This is a genomic window from Frankia sp. AiPa1 (assembly GCF_023243075.1).
Classification (GTDB): Bacteria; Actinomycetota; Actinomycetes; order Frankiales; family Frankiaceae; genus Frankia.
In genome coordinates this window covers 46,960-72,479 of record NZ_JALKFZ020000184.1, presented here as the reverse complement: position 1 = coordinate 72,479, position 25,520 = coordinate 46,960, and the positions used below count along the sequence as shown (strand labels likewise).

Annotated in this window: 21 protein-coding genes; 10 read left to right on the top strand and 11 right to left on the bottom strand. The window is 72.1% G+C overall.

The annotated features are described in order from the left end of the window. Window positions 1-96 precede the first annotated feature (96 nt). The 4 genes from pucD to uraH all read left to right on the top strand — a co-directional run bounded on the left by pucD (window position 97) and on the right by uraH (window position 5,779). Entirely contained in the window at window positions 97-2,421 is a 2,325-nt protein-coding gene (pucD, locus tag MXD95_RS25005) for a xanthine dehydrogenase subunit D (protein ID WP_374122133.1), read from the top strand. Next, on the top strand, window positions 2,418-3,815 hold the full coding sequence (gene allB / locus MXD95_RS25000) for an allantoinase AllB (protein WP_250643180.1): 1,398 nt from the start codon (window positions 2,418-2,420) through the stop codon (window positions 3,813-3,815). Before pucD ends, allB begins: the two co-directional genes overlap by 4 nt. Window positions 3,816-3,905: 90 nt before the next feature. Then, window positions 3,906-5,456 carry an allantoicase gene (locus tag MXD95_RS24995; RefSeq protein WP_250643179.1) on the top strand — a complete coding sequence of 517 codons (1,551 nt, stop codon included), beginning with the start codon at window positions 3,906-3,908 and terminating at the stop codon, window positions 5,454-5,456. 11 nt (window positions 5,457-5,467) lie between these two features. After that, complete coding sequence (gene uraH / locus MXD95_RS24990) at window positions 5,468-5,779, top strand: hydroxyisourate hydrolase (RefSeq protein WP_250643178.1); 312 nt, start codon at window positions 5,468-5,470, stop codon at window positions 5,777-5,779. Between the two features lie 177 nt (window positions 5,780-5,956). Here uraH and MXD95_RS24985 read toward each other — a convergent pair whose 3' ends face one another. Continuing rightward, window positions 5,957-6,346, bottom strand: coding sequence for a YybH family protein (locus tag MXD95_RS24985; protein ID WP_250643200.1), 390 nt, complete (start codon window positions 6,344-6,346; stop codon window positions 5,957-5,959). A gap of 169 nt (window positions 6,347-6,515) precedes the next feature. Here MXD95_RS24985 and MXD95_RS24980 point away from each other — a divergent pair, with 169 nt between their 5' ends. Beyond that, window positions 6,516-7,439 (top strand): LysR family transcriptional regulator, encoded by a 924-nt coding sequence (locus MXD95_RS24980; RefSeq protein WP_250643177.1) that lies wholly within the window; start codon window positions 6,516-6,518, stop codon window positions 7,437-7,439. Between the two features lie 194 nt (window positions 7,440-7,633). Here MXD95_RS24980 and MXD95_RS24975 read toward each other — a convergent pair whose 3' ends face one another. The 3 genes from MXD95_RS24975 to MXD95_RS24965 are packed head-to-tail and all read right to left on the bottom strand — an operon-like array spanning window position 7,634 to window position 11,008. Next, window positions 7,634-9,043 carry a DUF6986 family protein gene (locus MXD95_RS24975; RefSeq protein ID WP_250643176.1) on the bottom strand — a complete coding sequence of 470 codons (1,410 nt, stop codon included), beginning with the start codon at window positions 9,041-9,043 and terminating at the stop codon, window positions 7,634-7,636. Beyond that, the gene (locus MXD95_RS24970; protein ID WP_250643175.1) at window positions 9,040-9,426 is read right to left on the bottom strand and encodes a ferredoxin family protein; all 387 of its coding nucleotides are present in this window, start codon (window positions 9,424-9,426) and stop codon (window positions 9,040-9,042) included. Before MXD95_RS24970 ends, MXD95_RS24975 begins: the two co-directional genes overlap by 4 nt. A gap of 4 nt (window positions 9,427-9,430) precedes the next feature. Further along, a complete protein-coding gene (locus MXD95_RS24965; RefSeq protein ID WP_250643174.1) occupies window positions 9,431-11,008 on the bottom strand; it encodes an amidohydrolase/deacetylase family metallohydrolase in 1,578 nt (525 codons plus the stop codon). 146 nt (window positions 11,009-11,154) lie between these two features. Between MXD95_RS24965 and MXD95_RS24960 the strand changes: the two genes are divergently transcribed. Beyond that, the gene (locus MXD95_RS24960) at window positions 11,155-12,087 is read left to right on the top strand and encodes a LysR family transcriptional regulator (protein ID WP_250643173.1); all 933 of its coding nucleotides are present in this window, start codon (window positions 11,155-11,157) and stop codon (window positions 12,085-12,087) included. A gap of 14 nt (window positions 12,088-12,101) precedes the next feature. On the opposite strand, the gene add is transcribed toward MXD95_RS24960, so the two are convergent. Further along, window positions 12,102-13,199, bottom strand: coding sequence for an adenosine deaminase (gene add / locus MXD95_RS24955; RefSeq protein ID WP_250643172.1), 1,098 nt, complete (start codon window positions 13,197-13,199; stop codon window positions 12,102-12,104). Continuing rightward, window positions 13,196-14,662, bottom strand: a complete 1,467-nt coding sequence (locus MXD95_RS24950) for an 8-oxoguanine deaminase (RefSeq protein WP_250643171.1) — start codon at window positions 14,660-14,662, stop codon at window positions 13,196-13,198. The genes add and MXD95_RS24950 overlap by 4 nt, the downstream gene beginning before the upstream one ends. Here MXD95_RS24950 and MXD95_RS24945 point away from each other — a divergent pair. Next, the gene (locus MXD95_RS24945; RefSeq protein WP_251078973.1) at window positions 14,661-15,674 is read left to right on the top strand and encodes a TrmH family RNA methyltransferase; all 1,014 of its coding nucleotides are present in this window, start codon (window positions 14,661-14,663) and stop codon (window positions 15,672-15,674) included. The two genes, MXD95_RS24950 and MXD95_RS24945, sit on opposite strands and share 2 nt — an antisense overlap. Window positions 15,675-15,714: 40 nt before the next feature. Here MXD95_RS24945 and MXD95_RS24940 read toward each other — a convergent pair whose 3' ends face one another. After that, the gene (locus tag MXD95_RS24940) at window positions 15,715-16,233 is read right to left on the bottom strand and encodes a DUF2752 domain-containing protein (RefSeq protein WP_250643170.1); all 519 of its coding nucleotides are present in this window, start codon (window positions 16,231-16,233) and stop codon (window positions 15,715-15,717) included. A 118-nt stretch (window positions 16,234-16,351) separates the two neighbouring features. After that, window positions 16,352-16,696: a hypothetical protein gene (locus MXD95_RS24935; RefSeq protein ID WP_250643169.1), complete on the bottom strand. Its 345-nt coding sequence runs from the start codon at window positions 16,694-16,696 to the stop codon at window positions 16,352-16,354. Between the two features lie 472 nt (window positions 16,697-17,168). Here MXD95_RS24935 and MXD95_RS24930 point away from each other — a divergent pair, with 472 nt between their 5' ends. The 3 genes from MXD95_RS24930 (at window position 17,169) to MXD95_RS24920 (ending at window position 20,875) form a co-directional block, all read left to right on the top strand. Beyond that, window positions 17,169-17,405, top strand: a complete 237-nt coding sequence (locus tag MXD95_RS24930) for a hypothetical protein (RefSeq protein ID WP_250643168.1) — start codon at window positions 17,169-17,171, stop codon at window positions 17,403-17,405. A gap of 634 nt (window positions 17,406-18,039) precedes the next feature. Then, entirely contained in the window at window positions 18,040-19,413 is a 1,374-nt protein-coding gene (locus MXD95_RS24925) for a hypothetical protein (RefSeq protein ID WP_250643167.1), read from the top strand. A gap of 115 nt (window positions 19,414-19,528) precedes the next feature. Next, window positions 19,529-20,875 (top strand): ABC transporter substrate-binding protein, encoded by a 1,347-nt coding sequence (locus MXD95_RS24920; protein WP_250643198.1) that lies wholly within the window; start codon window positions 19,529-19,531, stop codon window positions 20,873-20,875. Window positions 20,876-21,631: 756 nt separating this feature from the next. On the opposite strand, the gene MXD95_RS24915 is transcribed toward MXD95_RS24920, so the two are convergent. Genes MXD95_RS24915 through MXD95_RS24905 form a run of 3 tightly spaced genes read right to left on the bottom strand, consistent with a single transcriptional unit; the run spans window position 21,632 to window position 25,520 of the window. Beyond that, on the bottom strand, window positions 21,632-22,333 hold the full coding sequence (locus tag MXD95_RS24915) for an ABC transporter ATP-binding protein (RefSeq protein ID WP_250643166.1): 702 nt from the start codon (window positions 22,331-22,333) through the stop codon (window positions 21,632-21,634). Continuing rightward, the gene (locus tag MXD95_RS24910) at window positions 22,330-23,178 is read right to left on the bottom strand and encodes an ABC transporter ATP-binding protein (RefSeq protein WP_250643165.1); all 849 of its coding nucleotides are present in this window, start codon (window positions 23,176-23,178) and stop codon (window positions 22,330-22,332) included. Before MXD95_RS24910 ends, MXD95_RS24915 begins: the two co-directional genes overlap by 4 nt. After that, complete coding sequence (locus MXD95_RS24905) at window positions 23,175-25,520, bottom strand: ABC transporter permease (protein ID WP_250643164.1); 2,346 nt, start codon at window positions 25,518-25,520, stop codon at window positions 23,175-23,177. Before MXD95_RS24905 ends, MXD95_RS24910 begins: the two co-directional genes overlap by 4 nt.

The following is a 25,520-nucleotide window of genomic DNA, read 5'->3' as shown; positions in this document are numbered from 1 at the left end:
GCTGGCCCAGGCGGGCAGGTACCTGGCCCAGCCGGACCCGCGGCCCTTCCGGATAGCCGTGCGGCTGGTCCGGACGGGCGAGGGATCGGTCATTCCGTGCGCCGCCCGGACGGTCCGGCCAAGGTGCACGGCCGGTTCCGGTACGTCGGCGATCTGCAAGTCCCAGGGATGCTGCACGCCCGGACGCTGCGCTCGCCGCATCCCCGGGCCCGCATCCGCCACCTGGACACCGCCGCGGCCCGGCGGGTTCCCGGGGTCGCCGTGTTGGTCACCGCCGCCGACGTGCCGGGTCTGGCCACCTACGGGCTCATCGTCGCCGACCAGCCCGTTTTCGGTGGTGTCCGGGGCGAGGTCCGTTACGCGGGCGAACCGGTCGCCGCGGTGGCCGCTGTCGACGCCCGCGCCGCCCGTCACGCGCTCGCCGCGATCGAGGTGGACTACGAGCCGCTGCCCCCCGTCACCGACCCGCGCCGTGCTCTGGCTGCGGACACGCCGACGCTGCATCCCAACGGCAACCTGTTCCGTGAGATCGACATCAGGCATGGCGAGGACGGTGTTCATGGGCCGGTCGTCGTCGAGGACGACTATGCCATCGGCATGCAGGACCAGGCGTTCCTGGCCCCCGAGGCCGCGGTGGCGATCCCCGCGGCCGACGGCGGCATCGACCTGCTGGTTGCCACCCAGTGGTTGCACTCCGACCGGGAGCAGATAGCTGCCTGCCTGGCCCTTCCGGAACAGCTTGTCCGACTAACCCTGGCCGGAGTGGGGGGCGCGTTCGGGGGACGCGAGGACATCACCGTGCAGATCCACGCCGCGCTACTGGCGCGGGCGGCGGGTGCGCCGGTGCGGATCGCCTACGACCGGGTCGAGTCGTTCCTGGGCCATCCGCACCGCCATCCCGCCCGGATGCGGTTGCGCCACACCGCGACCCACGACGGCGAGCTGGTCAGCGTCACCGCCCGGGTGCTGCTCGATGGCGGCGCCTATGCGTCGTCCTCACCGGCGGTGCTCGCGAACGCGATCACCCACGCGGCCGGCCCCTATCGGGTGCCGCATGCCCGGCTGCACGGCTTGGTGGTACGCACCAACAACCCCCCATGCGGGGCCATGCGTGGGTTCGGCGTGCCCCAGGTGACCATCGGTCACGAAGCCCAGATGGACCGGCTGGCCGACGCACTCGGACTGGATCCCGTCGGGCTGCGCGTGCGCAACGCCCTCCAACCGGGCGATGTGCTGCCCACGGGGCAGGTGCTCGGCGGGCCACTGCCGGCCCGTGAACTGATCACTCTCGTCGCCGCCCGACCCCTGCCTCCGCCAGCGAAGCATGACCCGACCGGGCTGTCCCTGCCCGGGGGCCTGCCCGCCATGGCGGAACCCTCCCGAGTGCGCCGCGGCATCGGCTACGCGCTGGCGTACAAGAACCTTCTGTTCTCCGAGGGGGTGGACGACGCGTCCACCGCGCGGGTGCGTCTGGCACTCGCGGCGGATGGCACCCCGCATGCCCAGGTGCACAGCGCCTGTGCCGAGGTGGGCCAGGGCTTCGTCACGATCGCCGCCCAGATCGCCCGCACCGAGCTCGGGATCGACCAGATCGAGCTGCTGCCCGCCGACACCGCCGTTGCCAGTGCCGGTTCGACGAGTGCGTCGCGCCAGACCTGGATGAGTGGCGGGGCGGTGCGGGGAGCCTGCGCGGCGGTCGTCGATCGGCTGCTCGCTCGGGTTGCCCGCGCGGCAGGCCTGCCTGGGCCGGTGGTCGAGACGGCCCGGCGAAGTCTCACCATCACCGGCGGGCAGATCGTCGGGGCCGAGGTCGGGCTGCGGATGTCCGTGGCCGACGCGCTGGCCATGGGACCGGTCGAGGCCGAGTACACCTTCCACCATCGCCGTACCACCGCCCTCGGCGCCGCCGGCCAGGGCGACCCGCACGTGGCGTTCGCCGCTGCCGCGCACCGGGCCGTCGTCGATGTCGATCTTGACCTCGGTCTGGTCCGGGTCGTCTCGATGGCTCTGGCCCAGGACTGCGGGACGGTGCTCAACCCGCTGGCTCTGCGTGGCCAGGTCGAAGGTGGCACCGCGCAGGGTCTGGGCCTCGCCGTGATGGAGGAACTGGTCACCGACGCCGGACGGGTGGTCAACCCGACCTTCCACGACTACCTCATCCCCACCGCCGCGGACGTGCCCGACCTCGACTTCGTCGCCGTCACCGAGCCGCAGCCGGACGCTCCGTACGGGGTGAAGGGCGTTGGTGAGGCGCCGACCTGCACGGCGACGCCGGCGATCATCGCCGCGATCCGTGCGGCCGTCGGCCGTGACCTGCGCCGGGTGCCCGTCCGCCCCCATCACCTCGTCGGCCCGCCTGATGCCGACCCGCCTGATGCTGACGCTGCCAGCGGTGGCCCCTTCGGAGAAGGACCGTCATGACGTATCCGACCCGGTCAGTACCCCCCGACCTGGCCCCCGCGCGGTCTGTCGAGGACCTGCCTGAGCGGCCGCGGGTGCTGCGGTCGCTCCGGGTGGTGCTGCCGGACGGGGAACGACCGGCGGCGGTGCATGTCGCCGACGGCCGGATCACCGCGGTCACCGCGCCGGACCAGGTGCCCGCTGGCGTGCCCGTCACCGATCTCGGCACGCTCGCGCTGCTGCCCGGGGTGGTCGACAGTCACGTGCACGTCAACGAACCGGGCCGTACCGAGTGGGAGGGGTTCGCCACCGCCACCCGGGCGGCGGCGGCCGGCGGGGTCACCACGATCATCGACATGCCGCTCAACGCCATCCCGCCGACGACCTCGCTCGCGGCGCTGGAGACCAAACGGGCGGTCGCCACCGGGCAGATCGCCGTGGACGTCGGCTTCTGGGGTGGCATCATCGGCGCTGACGCTCGCAGCCTTGATGACCTTGCCGCTCTGCACGACGCCGGGGTGTTCGGCTTCAAGGCGTTCCTGGCCCCTTCGGGGGTCAAGGAGTTCCCGCACGTCTCGATGGACGTGCTGGCCGCCGCCACCCGTCACACCGCCCGGATGGGCGCCCTCACCGTCGTCCACGCCGAATCGCCCGGGGTGCTCGAGGCGGCGCCGCCCGTGGTCGGCCGCGCGTTCGCGAGCTGGCTTGCGTCCCGTCCCCCCGCGGCCGAGAAGCAGGCCGTCGCGAGTCTTGCGGCGCTGGCCGCGGCGACCGAGGCCCGACTGCACGTGCTGCACCTGTCCGCCGCCGACGCCCTCGATGACATCCTCACCGCCCGTGCGGAGGGCCTGCCCTTCTCCGCCGAGACCTGCCCGCACTATTTGACCTTCACGGCCGAGGAGGTGCCCGACGGGGCCACTGTGTTCAAATGCGCACCGCCCATCCGGGGCAGGGCGAACCTGGACCGGTTGTGGGATGCGCTGGCCGAGGGTCTGCTTGCCGGGGTGGTTAGCGATCACTCTCCGTCGACGCCCGAGGTGAAGCAGATCGACACCGGCGACTTCGCCGCCGCCTGGGGCGGGATCGCATCGGTGCAGCTCGGGCTGTCCGCCGTGTGGACGCAGGCCCGCGTCCGCGGGCACCGGCTCGCCGACGTGGTCACCTGGATGTGTGCGGGGCCGGCCGATCTCGCCGGCCTGCCGGCCAAGGGCCGCATCGCCGTGGGCGCCGACGCCGACCTCGTCGTCTTCGACCCAGACGGGTCGTACCTGGTGGAGCCGGCCATGCTGCGGCACCGGCACCCGCTGACCCCCTACGCTGGTCGTAGCCTGGACGGACTGGTCCGGGCGACCTACCTGCGGGGGGTGCGCGCCGACGGCGACCGCCCGCCGCGGGGGCGTCTGCTGGCCCGATGAGACGTCTGCTGGCCCGATGAGAAGCACGCCACAGGCAGTATCGCGCGGGGTTCACGACGGCCCGGTTGACCCGGAGAAGAGGGAAAGCTGATGAGTGACGAGCCCGATCTGACCAATCTCGTCGATCTGGCCGCGGCCCGTTTCGGCGGTACGGTCGTGGCCGTCAACGACGAGTTCTTCGCGTTCGCCGAACGGATGCTGTTGCCCGAGCCGCCGGTGATCCGCCCGGGGGAGTTCACCGAGCGTGGCCAGTGGACCGACGGCTGGGAGACTCGTCGCCGCCGCGACCTGCCCGGGGCCGACTGGGCTGTCGTCCGCCTCGGCGCGCCCGGCATCGCGCGGGCGATCACCGTGGACACCACCCACTTCACCGGCAACGCCCCCGAGGCCGTCGAGATCCACGGGGCGACCCTCGCCGGCTACCCATCCGCCGCCGAGGCCGCCGACCCCGGGGTCGAATGGGTGGAGCTGGTCGGGCATACCCCGATCGCCGCCGACGCGGTGAACGTGCTGGCCGTGGCCGATTCGGGCCAGACCCGCATCACCCATCTGCGCCTGACCATCCACCCCGATGGCGGCGTCGCCCGGCTGCGGGTGCATGGCACGGTCGTGCCAGATCCCCGTCTGCTCGACCGGGTTACCTCCGATCTCGCCGCCGCCTACCTCGGCGGGATGGTCATCGCGGCCAGCGACATGCACTACGGTGACCGGCACAACCTCAACGCCTCCGGTGAGGCACGGGCGATGGGCGAGGGTTGGGAGACGCGCCGCCGCCGCGGCACCGGGCACGACTGGGCTACGGTCCGCCTGTCCACCCAGGGCCTCATCGTGCGGGCCGAGGTCGACACCCGGCACTTCCGCGGCAATGCGCCGCGCGCCGTCGAACTGTGGGCGGCCGACCATCCTGACCTGATTGACCCCGACGACGTCGAGGCCGTCACCGACTGGTTTCCGCTGCTTCCCCGCACCCGCGTCCAGCCCAACACCCGGCATCTGTTCGACCTGGAGGTGCCCGTCCAGGCCACGCACGTGCGGGTCGACGCCATCCCCGACGGAGGGCTGGCCCGCCTGCGCCTGACCGGCGCGCCGACCCTCGCCGGCCGCGAGGCGCTGGCTATGCGCTGGTTCGACGCGCTGTCGCCGGACGCGGCCCGGGAGGAGCTGCTGGCCTGCTGCGGCTCCGAGGACTGGGCCGAGGCGGTGGTGGCCCGCCGCCCGTTCGGCACCCTCGCGGCGCTCCTGCCCGCCGCCGAGCAGGAATGGTGGGAGGTGCCCGAGCCGGCCTGGCTGGAGGCGTTCACCGCGCACCCCCGGATCGGGGAGCGCCCACCCCGCACCCCCGCGCCGCCGACGACCGCTCGGGCGTCGATCGTCTCCCTCGACGCCCCCCGTCGGGAGCAGGCTGCGATGGACGAGGCGTCCGAGGAGACCAAGGCCGCCTTCGTCGCCGGTAACGCCGCCTACGAGGAGCGTTTCGGTTACATCTTCCTGGTCCGCGCAGCCGGTAGGACCGCGCCGGAGATGCTCGACCTGCTCCAGGAGCGGATGACCCACGATCCCGCCGAGGAGTTGCGCATCGCCGCCGGGCAGCAGGCGGAGATCACCGCACTGCGCATCCGCCACCTGGTCACCGGGGTCTAGGGGCACCGGAGGTGAGCCTGTCCACCCACGTGCTGGACACCGCCGCCGGCTGCCCCGCCACCGGGGTGCGCGTTCGGTTGGAACGCGATGAGCCGGCCTCCGGTTGGCGTCTGGCCGCCGAGGCGGTCACCGACGTCGACGGCCGGGTGGGCGCGCTGCCCCTGACCGCCCCCGGGCGCTGGCGGCTGGTGTTCGACACCAGCGCCCGCTCGGAGTTCTTCCCCGAGGTCACGATCGCGTTCGAGGTCGGCGACCCGGCGGAACACCACCACGTCCCGCTGCTGCTAGCCCCCTATGGCTACTCGACCTACCGCGGCAGCTAAACCGGCACAGGGCCCAGCCCCCTGGACGGGGCCCAGTCTCGGATGGGCCGCGCGGACGGGTCCAGGCCTGGACGGCCTGGCGCGGATGGGCCATACGGGCGGTTCCGTGGAACACCATGATCGATAATCGCGCGGAACGTCATGATCGAGAGTTCCGCGGAACCGCGAATGGGCCGTTCAGCGTGTGGGATTGCCGGTGGGGGTGAACTCAGGCTGGTCGAGCAGGCGCAGCCAGGTGCCGTCCGGCTGGCGGCGGACCACTTGGGCGCGGGCACCGGCGCCGTCGCGCGGCGCGGTGGACGTGAGCGCGATGTCCCCGCTGACCAGAGTGGGCAGCGGGTCCTCCAACTCGAAATGTGGCTGGTGCGTGAGCACCTGCTCCCACAGCGCCCGAATGGCCTCGCGGCCCACGGTTTGGCTGCCGGGCGGGTAGGCCATCACTGCCCCGGGCTCGTAGAGCTCGGCGATGCCGGAGGCGTCGCCGGCGTTGGCCCGCTCGACGAACAGCCGGGTCAGGTCCTCCGGCACACGGGCATGCTCGCGGCTGGTGACCGGGCCGCTGGCGATCGGGCGGCTGGTGATGTGGTCACGGGTGAACGTGGTGTCACTCACTTGGGACTCCTCCACTGGCGGGGGTTCGTGATGCGTGCTTCTGAGGTGCACGTGGCACCAGAATGCGGGCACGGAGAACCAGAAGTCCAACAGATGGTTCTACTGAGATCTAGAATCTGTGCTTATGGAAATGCGGCAATTGGAGTACTTTCTGGCGGTCGCTGAGGAGGCGAACTTCACCCGGGCGGCCGGGCGGGTGCACATCAGCCAGTCCGGAGTCAGCGCGCAGATCCGCGCGCTCGAGCACGAGCTCGGCGCCGAGTTGTTCGACCGCTCGGGCCGCGCTGCCACCCTGACCACCGCCGGTGAGGCCGCCCTCGATCCCGCCCGACGCGCGCTCGCCGCGGTCGCCGCCGTGCGGGAGGCGGTCGACGACGTGCGGGGGCTCGTCCGGGGGCGCCTGGCTGTCGGGATGGTCGCGTCCTGCACGGTCGAGCCCTGGTTCGAGGCGCTCGCCGCCTTCCATGAGGCGCATCCCGGCGTCGATCTCAGCGTGGTCGAGGACTCCTCCGACCGGTTGATCGAGCAGGTTCGCACCGGCGCGCTGGAGCTGGCGCTCGTCGGCGCCGCCGCGGACGACGTCGCCCGCGAGCCGCGGATGCTGCCCGTGCTCGGCGAGTCGCTGGTCGCGGCGGTCGCCCCCGGTCATCCGCTGGCGGCGCGGCCTGGGGTCACCCTGACCGAGCTCGCGGCTTACCCGCTGGCTTGCCTGCCGACCGGCACCGGCATCCGGGCCGTGCTCGAACGGGCTTGTACCGCGGCAGGTGTCCGACCCCGCTTCGCCGTGCAGGCGGCCGCGCCGCGGACCGTGGCGGACCTGGCCGCCCGCGGTCTCGGCGTCGCGATCCTCTCCGCATCCATGATCGTCGAACCTGGCGAGAGGCTGCGCTGTCTGCCCATCGCCGACGCCCCTGCCCTTGCCATGCTCGCGCTCGTCTGGACAGCTACTCCCAGTCCCGCCCTGCCCGTTCTGCTCCGCCACTGCCGCCGCACCTTCGCCCTGAGCGACGGCGACGGCGACGGCATCGGCGCGGAAAAAGCCGCGTGATCGAGGATCTGGCGCCGTCCCGCTGGCAGGACCCGGGGGCTGCGCACGAGGCGTGGCCGGTTCAGCCGTCGACGTCCTCAGGGCTCTTCGGGCCGAAGCGATGCATCAGGTCGGCGAGGGCGGCGGCCATGGCGGGGGGTCGTGGACGGACCAGGGCTGTTCCCGGCCCCGCTCGTGCGCCGCCCGTGTTGGGTTTAGCGGCCGTCGGTTTGGGGGTACGGACGGTTGTCGAGGTGGAGCACATCCGAACGGCGCAGCCCGGCAGCCTCGAGCGCGTGGTCGTCGAGTAGTCCCGCGTCCAGGGCCCGCAGCACGTGCCCGGCCAGCGCCCGGCCGGTGGCCGGCTCGTCGGCGACCGAGGCACCCCCCGGGCCGGGCGCCGCACCCGTGACAGCAGCCCGACCGGTGAGATAGGCGCCGAGGCGCGCGAGTGTGTTGTCCAGCCCGGCGAGCAGGCAGCCGGCGACGGCGGCGTGCCGGCTCACCAGCTGCCCCGGATGCAGGTCCCAGCCCTGGTAGAGCCCACGGTGCCAGGCTCGGCGAACCAGACCCGCGTGCCGGCGCCAGGCCCGGTGAACGTCAGCCCGGCCTTCCGAGGGCCGCCCGCCCGCGTCGACGGGAAGCAGGTTCGACGAGCCGTCGGCGACGTCGATCCCGGTGCCGGCCGCCACGAGCTGCATCATCGTCGTCGCGTGCTCGACGGCGGGATGGTCGCTGGCCTGATCGGCCCCACCGATCCCGAGCGACGCGGAGTAGTCATAGGTGCCGACGTGCAGGCCGACGAGCCGCCCGGCGGCGCCCCCGCCCATGCCCGCGCCCGGATTCAGGCCAGGACCCGGGCCAGGACCAAGACCAAGACCAAGACCCAGACCCGCACGGACAAGCTTGGGCAGGGCGAGCACCGCCGCGGGCGTCTCCACCTGCACCTCCACGCCGACTGGGACGGGCAGGCAGAGCCGTCCCGCCAGGGCACCGAGCACGTCGACGAACACCAACAGCTGCTCGGGCGCGCTCACTTTCGGCAGCGTGATCACTAGGCCGGGTGGCGGCCCGTCCTCGGCGACGAGCGTGGTCAGGAACAGGTCGAGGCTACGCAGACCTCGGGCCCGCACCGCCGGGTCCAGGGACTTCGGCCGCAGGCCGTAGCGTGCGGGTAGGGTACCGGCGGCCGCCGCGGCCCGCAGCGCCTCGGCGGCGCGCACGGCGTCGGCGTCCTCGACGTCGTCGGGGCGCAGGCCGTAGCCGTCCTCCAGGTCGACCCGCAGGTCCTGGACGGGTTCGGTGGCAAGCGTGCGGGTCACGTGGGTGTGGACGGCCGCCGCGACGCCGGGCGTCAGGTCGCCATCGGTGGCCCTGGCCAGGCCGTCCGGGTCGGGGGCGTGCCGGCGCAGTAATTGTGCGGCTCGTACGCCCCAGTCGGGGACGACGTCCGCCCGCATCTGGTCGGCCGGCAGGTAGCAGGTGTGCACGGGCTGGCGTCGACCGCTGCCGAGCGCACCGGGATGTCGGGCGGCCAGCGCCGCGTCAACTGACCCGAGACCCGCGGTGAGCCGGGCGACGACCTCGGGCGCCAACGTGGTCCGGGCGATCGGGTCGCGCGTCATCGGGCCGAGTCTGGTGTGCCGGGGCGGCGGACGGCATCGACCAGCGGCGTGTCGACGCCGAGCGGGCCGAGACCCGTTGCCCCACCAGGGCTGCCGATCGGGGAGGTGCGTCCGGGCAGCGCCTGGAAGAAGAACACGTGCGCGTCAGCGAGGTGCGTGGCGCCCGGGTCACCGCTCGGGTCAGCGCTCGGGTCGCCGCCCGGGTCACGGTCCCAGACGATCGCGTCCACCGGGCAGACCAGGGCACAGGCGCCGCAGTCGATGCACTCCTCGGGATGGATGTAGAGCTTGCGCCGACCCTCGTAGACGCAGTCCACCGGGCACTCGGCCACGCAGGATCGGTCGGTGACATCGATGCACGCCGCCGTGATCACGTAGGCCACGGGCTCACCCTGACCCGGTGGGACGCCCGGGAGCAACAGGCGCGGCGACGGCCGAGGCCGCCGCCGACGCTTGGCGCACCGATCGGGGGGGTCGATGCACGGCGCCGACGGCGGCGGTCTGGGTGGGCCCGGCCGGGGTGGGCCCGGCGAGGTGCTCCCTTGCTTTGTACCAAATTCCGGCCCGGAGACACCCGACCGGGACCAGTCGCCGTGGATGACGGATTGTATCGAATCCATCTGTGAACGAGAAGTCACCCGTCTCGCTGCGAAGGACGCTGACCTCGGCATCTCGGCCGACCTCGAGGGTGCCGAGTGAGTCCGCCCGCCCGATCGCGGTTGCGGTGTGTGATGTGACCATGGCGATGACGTCGGTAAGCTCGACCCCGAGTGCCCAGATCTTCGACATCGTCTCGGTCAGCGACCACACCGGTCCCTCGGTGTTGAACAGGTTCAGGTCGGTGCTGATCGTGAACGGCGGGTAGCCGAGGTCGATCAGCGCCCGGGCCGCGGCGAACCGGAAGTCGGCGCCGGAATGCCCGACGTCCAGCCGCACGCCCGCCTCGACCGCGGCGGCGAACCGCGCCTCGACGGCCCGGTCGTCGTCCACCAGCGCGCCGGAGTGGCCGCGAAACGCGTGGGTCACGATGTCGCCGGGGCGCAGGGCGCTGATCGCATCCAGGTTGCCGAGGCTCGCCGTGTACGGGTAGCGGCCGAGGTGAATCATGATGGGCAGATCGCCGGCGATCGACTTCGTGCCCTCGAGGAACGGCGAACTGCGCGGGTCGTCGGTGACGGTCGCCCGCACCTTGAAGCCGACGATCATGTCGCGGTGGGCCTCGACGGTGGCGGCGGTCGCCTCCAGGTCGAGGTTGCGCGGATCATTGGCGATCTCCAGACGGTGGGCGATGAAGTCCTTGGTCGCGAGGTACAGCAGGCACGGATCGAGCAGAGCGAGTACCCGGGTGCGCACGCTCGGCCCCTCGACGAAGGCGCGGGCCAGGCCGAACGTGCGTACCCCGGACGTCCCCGCGTCGACGACCACCGGGACGCCGACGTCCACGCCCGCCCGGTCCGGATGCACGCAGAAGTCCCCGAGCCCCGGGTACACGTGGGTGTGCAGGTCGATCAGCCCCGGCGTGACGATCGCCCCCGTGCAGTCGATCACTGTCGCGTCCGGCGGCACGTGCCCCGCCTGGCCCGCGGCGTCCGCCTGGCCCAGGATGCCCGCCTGGCCCAGGATGCCTGCCTGGCCGGTCGGCAGCACCGCGCGGATCCGCCCATCGGCGCAGATCACGTCCGCGACCTGGTCGAAGCCACGGGCCGGGTTGATCACCCGGCCGCCAGCGAGCACCGTCGTCCCCGCCGGGCCGGCCCTGCGCGCTGGATCCGCCGTTCGGGCCGAGGACGGTTGCGCGGAACCGCCCGGCGCTGTCCTGCCCGCTTCTCCGCTGCTCATGATCGCTACCGCGCTCCGTCCGCCGGGACGCCGCACTCTGGCGGCGTCCGAGCCGACGTCGTCGTCGGCGAACCGAACCGTTCGGACGAGCCCGGACGGTTCGGGGCTGCTGTCCGTTCGGGCCATCGTCCGTCAACCTGGTCCATCCGTCCAAGACGCATTGCCCCCGAGCAGGCATAGGAGTCTCCTATGGGCGTGGCGCAGGCGCGGCGAAGGAGTGACGGAGGCGGCACAGGAGTGACGGAGGCGGCGGAGGAAGGAGGGGTCCGCGGATGCGCGGATGGCTGAACCTGCGACAGGCGTCCTACTTCGTGGTGGTCGCGCAGGAGGGATCGTTCACCCGGGCGGCGCGGCGGCTGCATCTCGCCCAGCCGTCGCTGTCCCAGCAGATCCACGCACTCGAAGTGGCCCTGGGCGCTGAGCTGTTCGAGCGGACGGCCCGGGGGGTGCGCCTCACCGCGGCCGGGCAGGCGTTCCTCGACGGCGTGCCGGCGGCGCTGGCCGCGGCCGAGAGCGCGGTCGGCCGGGCACGGTCCGCCGCCGGGCAGGGCGGCGGGTCGCTGCACGTCGCGGCCGTCTCGTCGCTGTCGACCTGGGTGCTGCCGCGGGCGGTCGCGCACTGGCGTCCCGCTCATCCTGGCACGGCGCTGCGGATCACCGAGTTTCCCGCCCGGGGAGCACTGGAGGAGTTCGTCGCCGCCGGCCGGGCCGACGTGGGGATCGGGCCGCGTCCGGCCAGCTGGTCGGGGCCACTGTGGTCGCTCGGCGCCGAACGCTTTGCGGTGGTGGTGCCGCCGGGCGATCCGTATGCCGGGCGGACGGGGGTCGCGCTGGCCGCGTTCGCCGAGCGCGACTGGGTGCTCTACGCCTCCGAGCACGGTCTGGCCCAGGTGGTGGCGCAGGCATGCGCGGTGGCCGGCTTCCAGCCGCGGGGGGTGGTCGAGACCCACCAGGTGGATGCCGCGGTCCGGCTCGCCGCGGCCGGGCTCGGCGTGGCGCTCGTCCCGGGGCCGGCGGTTCCGTCCGACCAGCACATCGGCCGGGTCGACCTCGCCGATCCGCCGCTGCGCGACGTGGTCGCCTACGCCCGGATCGACGGCTGGTCGCAGGCCGGGGCAGTGGTGCGCGGCTTCGTCGACCTGCTGCGCACGCTCGATCTCGGCCTCGTCCGGCCCGACCGCCCGGCTTCCGGCCAGCCCAGCTAGTCCGGTCAGTCCGGTCAGTCCGGGCGTAGGGCGTCGGCGGCGGCGCTGATCCGGGTGCGCAGGGCGGCCGACTCGGCGGCGGGCAGCCAGCTTGCGGCCACGCCGTCCAGGGCGATCGTGACCATGTCGTCGAACGTGTAGCCGAAGGCGGCGGCGCACGAGGCGTACTCGTAGCCGAGGTCCAGGTCGGTCAGCGCCGGGTCGTCGGTGTTCAACGTGGCCAGCAGGCCGGCGGCGCGCATCGCCGGGAACGGGTGGGCGGCCAGGGCGGGGAAGGCGTTGGCGATGCGGATGTTGGAGTTGGGGCAGACCGTCAGCGGGATGCGCTCGGCGGCGAACCGGGCGACCAGCTCCGGATCGTCGACCAGGGACAGCCCATGGTCGACCCGCTCGGCGCCGAGATCGTCGACGAGGGTCGCGATCGCCGACGGCGGGCTGTTCTCGCCCTGGTGCCCGGTGAGCCGGAACCCGTGCCGGGCGGCGAGCCGGTAGGCCTCCCGGAATGACGCCGGATCCACCCCGAGTTCGGTGGAGTCCATCCCCACGCCAAGCACTCGGGCCATGCCAGGGGCGTTCGCGCGGCGCAGCCGGCCGAGTTCCTCGACCATCCGCACGCCCGCCGCGGGGCCGAACGCCCGGTCGATGTCGGCGATGAGCATGGTGATCGACCCGGTCTCCGCCTCGGCGGCGGCCAGCCCGTCGGCGAGCCCCGCGACCACGTCGGCGAGCGCGGTGCCGGCGGCGAGGTGCCGGGCTGGAGTGAAGAACAGCTCGCCGTAGACCCGGCCGTGCCTCGCGGCGTCCAGAACGCTCTCGTACCCGAGCCGCGCCCAGTCATCCCGGGTCCGCAACGTCGACTGCACCAGCCAGAACACCGAGAGGAACTCATCCAGCGAGGTGTACCGGTACAGCTCGGTGACGTCCGCGGTCGGCAGCGGGATGCCGGCCGTCCGGGCGAGTTCCACCACGGTGGACGCGCGCATCGTCCCCTCGACATGGCAGTGCAGCTCCACCTTGGGCAGCGCCTCGAGCGCCGCCGCGAGCGCGGCGCCGGCCGCCGCGTCCGCACTGATCGCCGGACTGTCGCTGGTCATCGCAACCTCGCTGGTCATCGGGGGCCGCCGGCCGGATCCGTCCGGGCGGTCGCGGAGATGCCGGCGCCCGTGATGCCGGCATCGTCGAACGCGCGCTGGATGCCGGCGGCAAGCTGCCGGTGCCGGACCAGCATCTCCGACAGTCCCGGATGAACGGGGACACCGTCCTCGACGAGGAGCTTCCCGGCCACCACGGTGTGCCGGGCGGCCACCGGGCCGCAGCGCAGCCAGGCGTCGATCGGGTCGGACAAGGCCCCGGCGAAGGCCACTCCGTCCAGTGGCCAGACGACCAGATCCCCGACCGCGCCGACGGACAGCTCCCCGATCTCCCCGACCCGGCCGAGGCAGCCCGCCCCACCACGGGTGGCGATCTCCAACGCGTCCCGGGCGGACATCGCGGCGCTGCCGTGGCGCAGCCGGCCGAGCAGCATCGCGGTGCGTGCCTCCAACCAGAGCGAGGCCGCGTCCGCGGACGACGAACCATCGCAGCCCAGCCCCACGGGAACCCCGGCGGCGCGCAGCTCGGCGACCGGGGCGAGCCCGCCGCCAAGGATCATGTTGCTGCTCGGGCAGTGCGCCACCCCGGTGCCCCAGGTCCCCAGACGGGTGACCTCCTCGGGATCCGGGCAGATGCAGTGCGCTACCCACGCTCGGTCCGAGCCCCAGCCGACCTCGGCGAACTGGTCGATGGGCCGGCGGCCGAAGGTGGCCAGGCAGTACTCGTCCTCCTGTGGATCCTCGGCGAGATGGGTGTGCAGCCGGACGTCGAGGCACTCGGCGAGCTCGGCGGTGGCGCGCATGAGCCGCGGGCTCACCGAGAACGGCGAGCACGGCGCGAGGGCGAGACGCACCATGGCGCCGTGTGACGGGTCATGATGGCGAGCCACCAGCCGCTCGGACTCGGCGAGGATCTCGTCCTCGTCCTGGACCACCGAGTCCGGCGGCAACCCGCCGTCCTTCACCGAGCGGGACATCGACCCGCGGGTGGGATGGAAGCGCATCCCGAGCTCCCGCGCCGCGGCGATCTCCGCCGAGATCAGGTCGCCGCCGCCACGCGGATGCACGTACAGATGGTCGGTGCTCGTCGTGCAGCCGCCGAGCGCGAGCTCGGTCAGGCCCACGTACGCCGAGACGTGCACCGCCTCCTCGTCCAACCGCGACCACAGCGGGTAGAGCGTCGACAGCCAGGTGAACAGGGTGCCGCCCAGGGCGGGCGCATAGGCCCGGGTGAGGTTCTGATAGATGTGGTGGTGAGTGTTGACCAGACCGGGGGTGACGAGTCCGCCGCTGGCCGGCAGGACGCGAACCGCCGGTGGCGGGGGGTCGCCGGGCCCGCCGAGTGCGCTGACCAGCCCGTCCGTGACGGCGACCCAGCCACCGCGGATCTCCCGGCGGTCGGCGTCCACGGTCGCGACCAGCTCGGCGCCGACAACGAGCAGATCGGCGGGAACAGGAGCGTTGATGGCGGCGGAGGAGGTCATGGCCGCCGATTCTGCGGCCCGCGCGTTTCACCTGGGTGACGGCTCGCCACCCATCGCGACCGGCCCGGACGACCCGGCTGTCGGCTCAAGCCCGGATACCAGCTCTGTCTCCGGCTCTGGCACCAGTCCTGTCACCAGTCCTGTCACCGGCTCGGGCCCGGGCCCCGGCCCCATCCAGATCGAGGATCCGGCCGACCCGCGGGTCGGCGATTTCGTCGCTCTCACCGACGTTGCGCTGCGTCGTCGGCGGGAACCGGCCGATGGGCTGTTCATCGCCGAGGGCGAGCGGGTCATCGACCGTGCCCTGCGCGCCGGTTATCGGCCGCGTTCGGTGCTGGTCTCGCCAGCGCGGCTCGGCGCGGTGCCGGCGGGGCTTCCCGGGGACGTGCCGGTCTACGTCGCGGGCCCGGACGTGCTCGCCGCCATCACCGGCTTCGAGGTGCACCGGGGGGCGCTCGCGTCGATGTGCCGGCGCCCACCGCTGGCCGCGGCGGACCTGCTCATCACTTCCCGCCGGGTTCTGGTCTGCGAGGACATCGTCAGCCACACCAACCTGGGTGCGATCTTTCGGTCGGCGGCCGGGCTCGGGATGGATGCGGTGCTGCTCAGTCCGCGCAGTGCCGACCCGCTGTACCGCCGGTCGGTCCGGGTGTCGATGGGCGAGGTCTTCGCCGTGCCATATGCCCGGCTCGACCCGTGGCCGACCGCGCTCGGTGAGCTGCGCACGGCCGGCTTCGACCTGCTCGCCCTCACCCCGGCTTCGGACGCGGACGACCTGGGCGCCTTCGCCGCCCGCATATCCGCCGGCTCGAACAGGCCTGGTGGCGCGGATGACCGCGACGGCTCGGCGGCGCGGGTCGCGCTGCTGCTCGGCACCGAGGGCCCGGGCCTGTCCCCGCCGGCCCAGGCGGCGGCGAGCGCCCGGGTGCGGATCCCCATGGCCCACGGGGTCGACTCACTGAACGTCGCTGCCACCGCCGCCATCGCCTGCTACCTGCTCGGCCGCCGCTGACCTGGCCCAGCCGCTGCCCGCATGCCCGCGCCGCCGGTTGTCAGGCCGCGAGCCAGGTGCAGCCGGGTAGTGGCAGGTTGCGCAGGACCCAGAAGGCGATCACCAGAATCGGGATCGCGGGCAGCATCCGGGCCGGAACGCGGGGCAGGGGACGTCGCCACCCCGCGGCGCGGGCGACCGCCGTCAGCCAGCCGACGACGAGGATAGGCGCGACCACGACGAAGAACAGGTTGTAGTTCGCCGCTTCCCCCAGATGACCGTGCAGCACCTGGTGGGCGGCGCGCAAGGTGCCGCATCCCGGGCAGTCCAGCGACGTCGCCCAGCGAAATGGGCACGCCGGGTAGTGCCCTGGATGTGCCGGATCGACGGCATACACCCGGATGGCGGCGAGTACCGCGACCGCGCCCACGACAGCGAAGCCGGCCAGCCTCGCCCGCGGCGTCCACTGCCCCTGCGTCCCCATCCGCAGGGTCCGCGCCCGCGCCCGCGGCGCCGCAGACCTGCCATCCGGGTCGAGTGCGCGGCTCGTGGTGCCCACGCCGCCGAGGTCGGATGCCACGCTGAGGAGGGTAGTCCACGTATGGGACCGGCTCCGGGTGCAGTTGCTCGAGGCGCGGCTGCTCGAGGCGCGGCTGCTCGAGATGCGGCTGCTCGAGATGCGGCTACTCCAGATGCGGCTACTCCAGATGCAGAGCGCTCTCCTCGGCGGAGCCGTCCCGGCGGGTGTGGTCATCCCGGGGGCCATCGGGGGCGCTCTGCTGTTGCTCGGCCTCCCGGTAGGGGTCCGGGTCGGGTAGCTCCGCGGCGAGCAGCCGATCGAGGGAGGCGCCCGCGCGTTCCTCCCTCGGCGTGTTCGGGAAACGCAGGTTCTGGCTCGGCCGGTCAGGTGCGTCCCAGGCGTCGTCGAGCGGATCCCGGCCAGCCTCGGTCGAACCCAGCTCGTCACTGTCCAGGATCTCCGCGGGCTCCAGGGGAGCGTCGTCCACGCTCCACGACCCGGGTTCCGGGGCTGGCTGTGTCATGGCGGCCTCCTTGGCCGGCACCCACAGCGGGTCCGGCAGCGGCGTCTGTGCGTCCCGGGCCGTTCCCGGTACGCCTCCGTGCTCCACCTTCCCGTGGTCGGCCCGGCCAATCACCACGCCAGCCGGCCGGTTAGCACGGTGCTCGGCCGGCCGGCAGTCGAGGAATCGAACGGCGGTGGGTGGACCGCGGTGCCCTCCTCGCCGGGCTGGAAATCGTGGGGAATCGCTCTGGTCGTGTGCCATGGTGCTGCGGTGTCCCAGCCATTGAATGTTGCTCCAACCAGCACCGCGAAAGCCTGGATTTACCCGGCGGTCATTGCCGGATTCGGTCCGTATTTGGCCGGTGGAATGCGAACCGAGCAGGTCGTCGTGTACGGCGGAATTCTTCTCTTTTTGCCGGCCGGAGGAATGTTTCGTGGTCTTTCTCCGTACCATCTTGTGATCACGCCTGCTGGCCCTGAACAACGGGCGGTTGTCGGGAGTCCTCAACCAGCCGGTGGAGGCCGGAGTTGCCTACTGGCTCGCCCTCTTCGTCGTCGTCTACCTGTTCGCCCGGCCTGGCTGGAACGACCGTCCGGTGCTCCTGGCTCTCGCCGCGGGACCCATTCTGGTCGGCGGGGTGCTGAGCATGTCGAAGATCTTCCTGCTGTGCGGGGTGCCGATTTCCATTCCGTCGGCGCGTCCGTACAGGCATGGCAATATGTCCTGAGCAGCCGGCCCTGGCTCGGATGAGGTGCTGACCGTTCCGCGGATACGCGCTAATTGTTGGACCGCGGGTCGAACGTCGACCCGAGCGTGGGCCGCTGATCACAGATGGTCATACGGGCATCCCCTGGGCGATCTGGGCGATCTGGGCGATCTCGGCGGAGTCGGTCGAGGCATCTGGCGGACGACACCAGCCCTCGGCCTAATATAACTCTCCGTGTTCCATTGATCATCGTATGTGAACGATGTCGGGGTAAGTGCTGGCCGGGAGTAGCGGATGCCAACCGCAGTGGGACGGACACGTAGGCGCGATGGAGCGACCCCGCTTGCCGCCGATCGTCAGATGACGTATAGCGTCCCGTTTTGTGGCTACTGTTGCTGAGCGGATACTCGACCAGCTTGCCCAGGTCCCCGAGGGAATGGACGATGGCAGGCTGGCCGCCGCGGTTGGAGCGAGTCGGGGCACGGTGAATCAGGTCTGCCGCCGACTTGCTCAGTCGGGGCAGCTCAGCCGCGCTCCCGGTGAAGCCGGTCGGATCGTGAACCGCCTGGCAGCGGCTCCCGCGCCCCTTGGCTCGGCCGATGTACCCGCGGCTGGCGTCGTGCCCGCGACCGGCCTGGTTCCTGCGGCTGGCGTAGTGGCTGCCGCTGACATGCCGGGCGCCGACGTAACTGCCGCTGACATGGCTGCCAGCGGCGCGCCCGCTACCGGCGCGCATTCCGCCGCCCTCGCCGAAGCAGTTCCTGTCCCGGCGGTTGAACCCGCGGCGACGCAGATGGGCGCCGAGATCGCGGCGGTGCTCGAGGAGCTGGCGGTGCCCCACGAGCCGGCAGCGTCCCAGGAGCCGGCAGCGTCCCAGGAGCCGGCAGCGTCTGGGGAGCTGGCAGCGTCCGGGGAGCCGGCGGTGTCCGAGATACCTGTGGCGCCCGGGCCCGAGGTGCCCGAGGTGCCCGAGGCGCTCGCCTTGGCCGAGGCCCTAGAGAAGGCCGGCGACGACCTGACCCCCGAGCACCAGGACCCCGAGGGAACCGGACAGGCCAAGGTCATCGGCGAGTCGGAGCTGGCCGGGAAGCCTGGAGGGAGCGGTCAGGCCGCGGCATCCGGGGAGGCCAGCCAGATCGGGGAGCTTCAGCGGATTGCGGAGTCCGGAGCAGTCGGGGAGCCCGGAGCGCTTGGGGGGACCGAGACGCCTGAGACGCCTGAGGCGCCTGAGGCCCCAGAGGCGCCTGAGACCTCTGAGGTGTCGACCCGTCCGCACGGCCGGCCGTCGATCAACCCTCCAGGGACCGAGGCAGCGACGGCGGAGGCGCTCGAGGAGATAATCGAGGTGGTGGACATTGCCACCACAGCCGTCCTGGTCGAGCCGGTGGCAGTGGATCCTGAGGCCTCGGAGAACACTGTCGCCGCGATCGGCCAGGCCTTGGCGGCGCTCGACGAGGCGATGGCGACGCTCGGCACGTTCGCACCGATCGCCGAGCCCGCCGACCCCGTCGTCTCCGTGGCGTCCGTGGTCGCGGCACCGTCGGGTGTTGCGGCAGCACAGACGGCCGACGCCGGCGGTACGGTGTCCGAGCCCGCCGTCCGGACGGCCAGGTCCGGGGTGAGGTCATCGGCTACCGACAGCGACGTCGGTCCGGTGGAGGTTGGGTCGGTCGAGGTCGGCCGGATCGGCATCGGGCCACAGAGCGTCGGGTCGACCGGCGCCCGGTCGAGTGACATGGGGCCGAGTGGCAAGGCGCCGAGCGACAAGGCGCCGAGTGGCAAGGCGCCAAGTGTTGCCGGGCCGAGTGCCGGCGGGCCGTCCGACGTCACGGTGGATGCCTGCGGGGTCACGGTGGATGACGGGCGGTTCGGGAAGGCCGGAACCGGGGGCGTCGAAACGGGGGACGACGGGGCGGCAGATACCGGCGTGAGCGTTCGGACAGCCGAGGGCGCGGCGGACGACAACGGCAGCGTGCCGCCGGTGCGTCGACGTTGGTGGCGCCGGATGTTTGTCCGCAACACAGGATGATGTAACTGTGCGTAGTCTGCGGTGGCATTGGCGCCGCCGTCAGGACGACGTGTCGAGGACGTCGACCCGGTTGTGCAGGTCGAGCGTCACCGATCTATCAGGGGAGATCATGTCCATGCGAGCGAAGTCGCTCGTCGCTGTCGTCGTCCTGTCGTCGTTGGCGCTGGTCGCCTGCGGCAGCCGGGCCGGGAGCTCCGGCTCGACGGCATCGAACGCGCCCACGAGCGCGTCGAACAACACCGCCTCCGACACGGGGGTCACCCCCGCCGAGATCAAGGTCGGGTCGATCGCTGGTCTGAGCAGCACCTTCGGCCCTGACACGTTCTCGGCGTCGCTGTACGGCGCGCGGGCCTACTTCCAGGCGGTCAACGCTGCCGGCGGAGTCAATGGCCGCAAGATCAATTTTGTCGAGTGTGACGACAAGGGCTCGGGCGACGAAAACGTCAACTGCGCCCACAAGCTCGTCGACGACCAGAAGGTTTTCGCGCTGGCGGGCGTGACCAGCTTCGTCTACTCGGGTGCCCAGTACATCAACTCCAAGGGCGTCCCGGATATCGGCGGCCAGCCGATCGACAACTCCTACGACCAGTACCCGCACCTGTATTCGATCTACGGTAGCTATTACCCGCGGGACGGCGGGCGGCCTGGCTACAACGGGACGCTGTACGCGGGGACCGAGACCGACCGCTGGTTCAAGGAAAACCTGCACTCGAACGTGGCCGGCGTCGTCTATTACAACGTCGCCCAGTCGCAGCGGTACGCCAACTCAATCATCAATGGCCTGCAGAAGGAGGGCTACACGGTCGTCAAGGAAGAGATCAACCTCGGCGCTCCGGCGTGGGACTCCGCCGTGCTCGACCTGAAGCGCCGCGGCGTGCAACTGGTCTTCGACGCGATGGACGACGGCGGCAACGCGCAGCTGTGCAACTCGATCGAGAGCCAGAAGATGCCGCTGCAGGCCAAGGTGGCCACCGCGCAGGGCATGGCGAACAACATCGACCAGATCTACAGCGCGTCGCCGACCTGCCGTAATCTGATCTACTCGACCAACGGGTCCGCGAACTACTCGGACACGTCGATCCCGGCCGTCGCTCAGTACCAGAAGGACCTGCAGGCCGCGGCGCCCGACCGGGTGGCCAAGGAGAACCTGTGGATGATGGAGGGCTACACGTCGGCCGAGTGGCTGACCGACGCCATCCGGTCCTGCGGGGCGGACGTCACCCGCAAGTGCGTCGAGGCGTTCATGAACAACGGCAAGGGCTACAGCGCGGGCGGCCTGCTCATCCCGACCAACCGCGTGTTCGTCCACGCCCCCACCCCTCCGACGCACGAACGTAACTGCCTGAACGTCACCCGCTGGCAGGACTCGGCCAACGGTGGCAAGGGCGGCTGGGTCAGCCAGGTCAAGGACATGAACACCAACTGCTTCGACGTCCCGAACCTGCCCTACTCCGCCGGCTGACGCGCACTCCACCGGCAGCGGCTGATTTCGGCACGGCAGCACCCCCGCACGGCACCCCCGCACCCCCGCACCACGAGTACAGCACCATCCGGCCCAGCATCCGCCTGGGCTGACAGGGCCCCGCTCGGACCCCGGCCCCCCGTGCGCCGGTTCCCGATCGGGGCCCGTTGTCGTGCGCCAGGCACATCTCGGGATGCAGGCCGTAGCGCCGCAGTGTGCGGCCGGGGGTGGTCAGCGCATGAGTGCGCTGACCACGATCCGTAACGGTCGTTGCAATCACTCAGAGGGACCGACCTTTGTGTCTGATTTGTTGGATATCTGCGTGACAGAGGACCAGCATGGTCCGAGTTACCGGTTTCGTGTCCGATTTGCTCTACCAGAACGACCCATCAGCGACCCGAGATGTGATCAACAGGGTCGAGGGTGAACACCGGCGGTGACGCCGGTCGTTTCACCACCGCCAACGTTCGTGGTCGGGCGCGCTAGGCGTGTTGAACTGACGCGCCATCAGCCTCGCCCCTGCCGGCCACGGCGGGTAGCGGCCCACTCCTCGCGCCGCCCTTCGCATGATCAACCATCATGCGAAGCCGCCCATGCTGAGGCAGGCGGCTGCTGGTTCGAGGCGGTGGTCAGTTGGTTCGAGGCGGTGGTCAGTCCGAGGCGGCCACCAGGAAGAGGCGGCCCTCGATCCGAGACGGCCGTCAGCCCAAGGGTGGCCGCCAACCCGAGCGGCTGCCGTCAGGCTGAGGGCGGCCGTCAGACTGGCGCGGCGGTGGTGGAGGCCGACGTGGTGAACTCGGCGGGGGCGCCGACGAAGGAGCGTTCGCCGCGGTGCAGGACGTAGACCAGGTCGGCCATGGCCAGTGCCTGCTCGGTGTACTGGTCGGCGAGCAGGACGGTCGTGCCGGAGGCGGCCACCGTCGCGAGCCAGTCGAACAGTTCGGCGGCGACCTTGGGGGACAGGCCGAGGGACAGCTCGTCCACCATGAGCACGGACGGGCGGGCCAGCAGGGCCCGGGCCAGTGCCAGCATGCGGCGTTCACCGCCGGACATCGACCCGGCGCGCTGGGAGAGCCGTTCCTTCAGGCGGGGGAACGACTCCAGCGCCGGGCTGATGTCGGGATGTCCGCTGGTCTCCGCGATGATCTGCAGGTTGTCCCGGACGGAGAGGGTGGCGAAGACGGCCCGCTCGTCGGGGACGAGCATGAGCCCGCGCCGGGCCCGGTCGACGGTGGACATCCGGGTGATGTCCTCGCCACGCCAGGTCAGGGTGCCCGACCGCAGCGGGATGAGGCCGGCCAGCACCCGCAGGGTGGTGGACTTGCCGGCGCCGTTGGTGCCCAGCAGGGCCGTCACCTTCCCGGCGGGCAGGGCCAGGTCAATGCCGTGCAGCACCTCGACGGTGCCGTAGCCGGCGCGGGCGCCGGACAGTTCGAGCTCCGCGGTGACCGCGGTCATGATCCCTCCCGAGCGTGCCCGGCGGCGGCGAGCGGCGCCTGGGCGAGATACACCGACCGTACGGTCGGGTCGTCGCGGACCGTCCCCGGGTCGCCCGAGGCGACGACCCGACCACCAACCATCGCGTAGACCTGGTCGGCGACGGAGAAGATCAGATCGACGTCGTGGTCGACGATGAGGATGCCGACCCCGCGGGCGGCGGTCTGGCGCAGCAGCTCGGAGAGCTTGGCGGTCTCGGCGTTGTCCAGGCCGCTGGCCGGCTCGTCGAGCAGCAGGATGTCCGGCTGGGCGCACAGCGCCCGGGCGAACTCCACCAGCCGCAGCGCCCCGGTCGGCAGGGTGCCGGCGATCGTGTCCCGGATGTCGGACAGACCGAGGGACGAGAGCACCTCCTCGACGACCCGGTCGACCGGTCCCTTGGGAGCGAGGCCGGTGCGTTCGAGTACACCGGCCACCGTCCGGCTGACCCGGCTCCGGCCCTGCGCCGACAGGCCGAGCAGGCCGCCGGCATAGTCCCGGCGGCGGTTCTCGGCGCCGACCAGCAGATTGTCGGCCACCGTGAGGCTCGTGAACAGGGAGGGAACCTGGAAGGTCTGCACCAGGCCACGCCGCGAGCGGATGTCCGGGCGCATCGTGGAGATGTCGGTCGTGCCCAGGAGCACCTGGCCCTCGTCGGGCTGTTCCACCCCGGTGAGCAGGCTGAACAGCGTCGACTTGCCGGCGCCGTTCGGCCCGATCAGGCCGGTGATCATCCCGGGTGGGGCGACGAGGTCGACGTGGTCGACCGCCGTCAGGCCGCCGTAGCGGCGCACCAGGCCCACTCCCTGCAGCACACCGCGGCTCATCGCCGACCTCCCTGGGTGGGCGAGCCCGGCCCATACGGCGCCGAGTCCGCCCGGGCTGTATGGGTCGCAGCGGCGCCCAGCGGACCTCGTGTCCCTGAACCAGCGTCAGCCAGCGGCCCGCTGAGGGCGGCCGGCCCGGTGGCGGTCGTCGACCCCGCTCCCGCCCTGGCGCTGACCTGGGCCGCCCGAGCCGCCGCGTACTGCTGGACGGCGGACACCAGGGCGGCACCGAACGGGGTCGGCGCCGGCACGCCCGCGGTCCGGGCGAACGGGCGCGCGGGTGTCGGCCAGGCCGGGTTGTGACCCGACCGGGCCGCGCCCAGGGTCGCCCCGATGCCGGGCAGCCCGGTGTTGCCGACGATGCCAGTGGTCGCCGGCAGGTAGCCGACCGCCGAGATGCGTACCGGCACCGGCCGGGGCGCCCGTTGGTTCGGGTCGACGAAGCTGTCGGCGAGGTACTGGGCGAGCAGCCGCAGCACGCCGCGCACGGCGGACGCGAGGCCGCCGGGCATCCAGCCGAGCGCCAGCGCCAGGATGCCGACCGCGAGCGTGGAGGAGCCGTCCGGGGCCAGGACGTCGATCGTGACGATGAAGGCGGCGGCGACGATCGCACCCGCGGAGCTGTCGGCGCCGAACACCACCACCGCGGTGAACCACAGCAGGCTCTGCAGCGGGGCGAAATCGTCGGCGGAGAACGTGTAGCTGGAGTGCACCAGCAGCGCCCCGCCGAGCCCGGCGACCACCGAGGAGACGGTGAAGGCGAGCAGCTTGAGGTTGCGCACGTCGACGCCGACGGCCGCCGCACCGCCGGAGTTGTCCCGCAGGGCGAGCAGCGCCCGGCCGAGGCGCCCGTGGTGCAGGTTGCGCACGAGGAGCAGCCCCAGGCCCAGGCACAGCAGCTCGAGGACGTAGAACGCCTTGTCGTTCAGCGCGTGGCCGAAGAACGTCAGCGGGTCGATGTAAAGGCGGCTGGCGAACGTCGGCTGCTCGAAGACGAACCGGCTCACCACCGCGCCGACCGCGAAGGTGGTCAATGCCAGGGTGAGCCCCTTGCGGCGGATCGCCGGGTAGCCGGTGATCAGCCCGACCGGGGCGACGAGCAGGGCGCCGACCAGAATCGCCCAGATGCCCGGCAGCGCGGGCAGCCCGAACAGGTCACCGTTCGCGAGCTTGAGGGAGAGCAGGGCACCGAGCCCGGCGAAACCCGCCGCGCCGAGCGAGATCTGGCCGCTGTATCCGGTGATGATCACCATCGACAGGAAGATCAGGGCCAGGGCCGGCACCTGGAAGGCCGACCGCAGGTCGGACGGGGCGAACGTGAGCGGCGCGAGCAGCAGCGCGAACCCGCCGAGCTTGCCGAGGTAGTCGCGGCGGAACCGGGCCTGACCGACCCGCCCGGACGGTGGGGCGCCGCGGCTGGAGAAGCTGCTCGTCGCCCCGGAGTCCCCGCTGCCGAGTTCGCGCAGCTTCGGCACGGCCAACAGCAGGATCAACAGCGCGACGATGAACAGGTTGGACTGCAGGACGGTGAGGATCTGCCCGGCGTCGCCGTCCAGGGTGAACTGGCGCAGCTCGCTCTGCAGGATGGAGATCCCCAGCGCGGTGAGTATCGCCACCGGCAGGCTGGACAGCCGGGCGGCCACGACGACCGCGAACGTCTCCAGCACCAGCAGGGTGAGGCCGTAGGGGGTGAGCTGGAAGCGGGGCGCGAGCAGGACGCCGGTCAGGCCCGCCATCGTGGTGCCGGCGGCCCAGCCGGCGGCGGCCACGCGGTCGGCGGGCACCCCGGAGAGCTCGGCGAGCTGGCGATCGTCCACGACGGCGCGGATCTGGCGGCCGAACGCGGTGCGCGCGGCGATCAGGCCGATCACGACCGAGAACACGACGACCATGATCAGCTCGGCGAGCGCGTCGACCCCGATCCGGGTGTCGCCGAACAGCCGCACCGAGTGCGCCGGGAAGAGGCTCGGGGCGTCACTGCGCGAGCCCAGCCCCCAGATCCCCGCGGTGATGCCCAGGATGAGGACCAGCACGCCGAGGCTTGCGACCAACGACTCCGCGGCCGAGGCGCGCCTGCGGGCCAGCGGACGGAAGACCAGCCGCTCGAGCAGCAGGCCGATGCCGGGGGAGACGACGGCCAGAGCGAGGATGGCGGCCAGCCAGATCGGCAGGCCCCACTCGACGACCATCTCCCGGAAGATGTAGGCGACCAGCGTGGCGATGCCGCCCTGGGCGAGGTTGAGCACCCCGTTGGTGCGGTAGGTCACCAGCAGGCCGATGCCGGACAGCGCGGCGATCGCGCCGAGGGAGATGCCGGCGAGCCCCAGGTCGATGCTGGTCAC

Excerpts from the sequence above, each read along its gene's own strand:
- add (WP_250643172.1), bottom strand. The coding sequence starts at position 13,199 with ATGACCAGCGAGGTTGCGATGACCAGCGACAGTCCGGCGATCAGTGCG.
- MXD95_RS24950 (WP_250643171.1), bottom strand. The coding sequence starts at position 14,662 with ATGACCTCCTCCGCCGCCATCAACGCTCCTGTTCCCGCCGATCTGCTC.
- MXD95_RS24920 (WP_250643198.1), top strand. The coding sequence starts at position 19,529 with ATGCGAGCGAAGTCGCTCGTCGCTGTCGTCGTCCTGTCGTCGTTGGCG.
- MXD95_RS24910 (WP_250643165.1), bottom strand. The coding sequence starts at position 23,178 with ATGAGCCGCGGTGTGCTGCAGGGAGTGGGCCTGGTGCGCCGCTACGGC.
- MXD95_RS24945 (WP_251078973.1), top strand. The coding sequence starts at position 14,661 with ATGGCCGCCGATTCTGCGGCCCGCGCGTTTCACCTGGGTGACGGCTCG.
- MXD95_RS24935 (WP_250643169.1), bottom strand. The coding sequence starts at position 16,696 with ATGACACAGCCAGCCCCGGAACCCGGGTCGTGGAGCGTGGACGACGCT.
- MXD95_RS24995 (WP_250643179.1), top strand. The coding sequence starts at position 3,906 with ATGAGTGACGAGCCCGATCTGACCAATCTCGTCGATCTGGCCGCGGCC.
- allB (WP_250643180.1), top strand. The coding sequence starts at position 2,418 with ATGACGTATCCGACCCGGTCAGTACCCCCCGACCTGGCCCCCGCGCGG.
- MXD95_RS24975 (WP_250643176.1), bottom strand. The coding sequence starts at position 9,043 with ATGACGCGCGACCCGATCGCCCGGACCACGTTGGCGCCCGAGGTCGTC.
- MXD95_RS24980 (WP_250643177.1), top strand. The coding sequence starts at position 6,516 with ATGGAAATGCGGCAATTGGAGTACTTTCTGGCGGTCGCTGAGGAGGCG.
- MXD95_RS24960 (WP_250643173.1), top strand. The coding sequence starts at position 11,155 with ATGCGCGGATGGCTGAACCTGCGACAGGCGTCCTACTTCGTGGTGGTC.
- MXD95_RS24915 (WP_250643166.1), bottom strand. The coding sequence starts at position 22,333 with ATGACCGCGGTCACCGCGGAGCTCGAACTGTCCGGCGCCCGCGCCGGC.
- MXD95_RS24965 (WP_250643174.1), bottom strand. The coding sequence starts at position 11,008 with ATGGCCCGAACGGACAGCAGCCCCGAACCGTCCGGGCTCGTCCGAACG.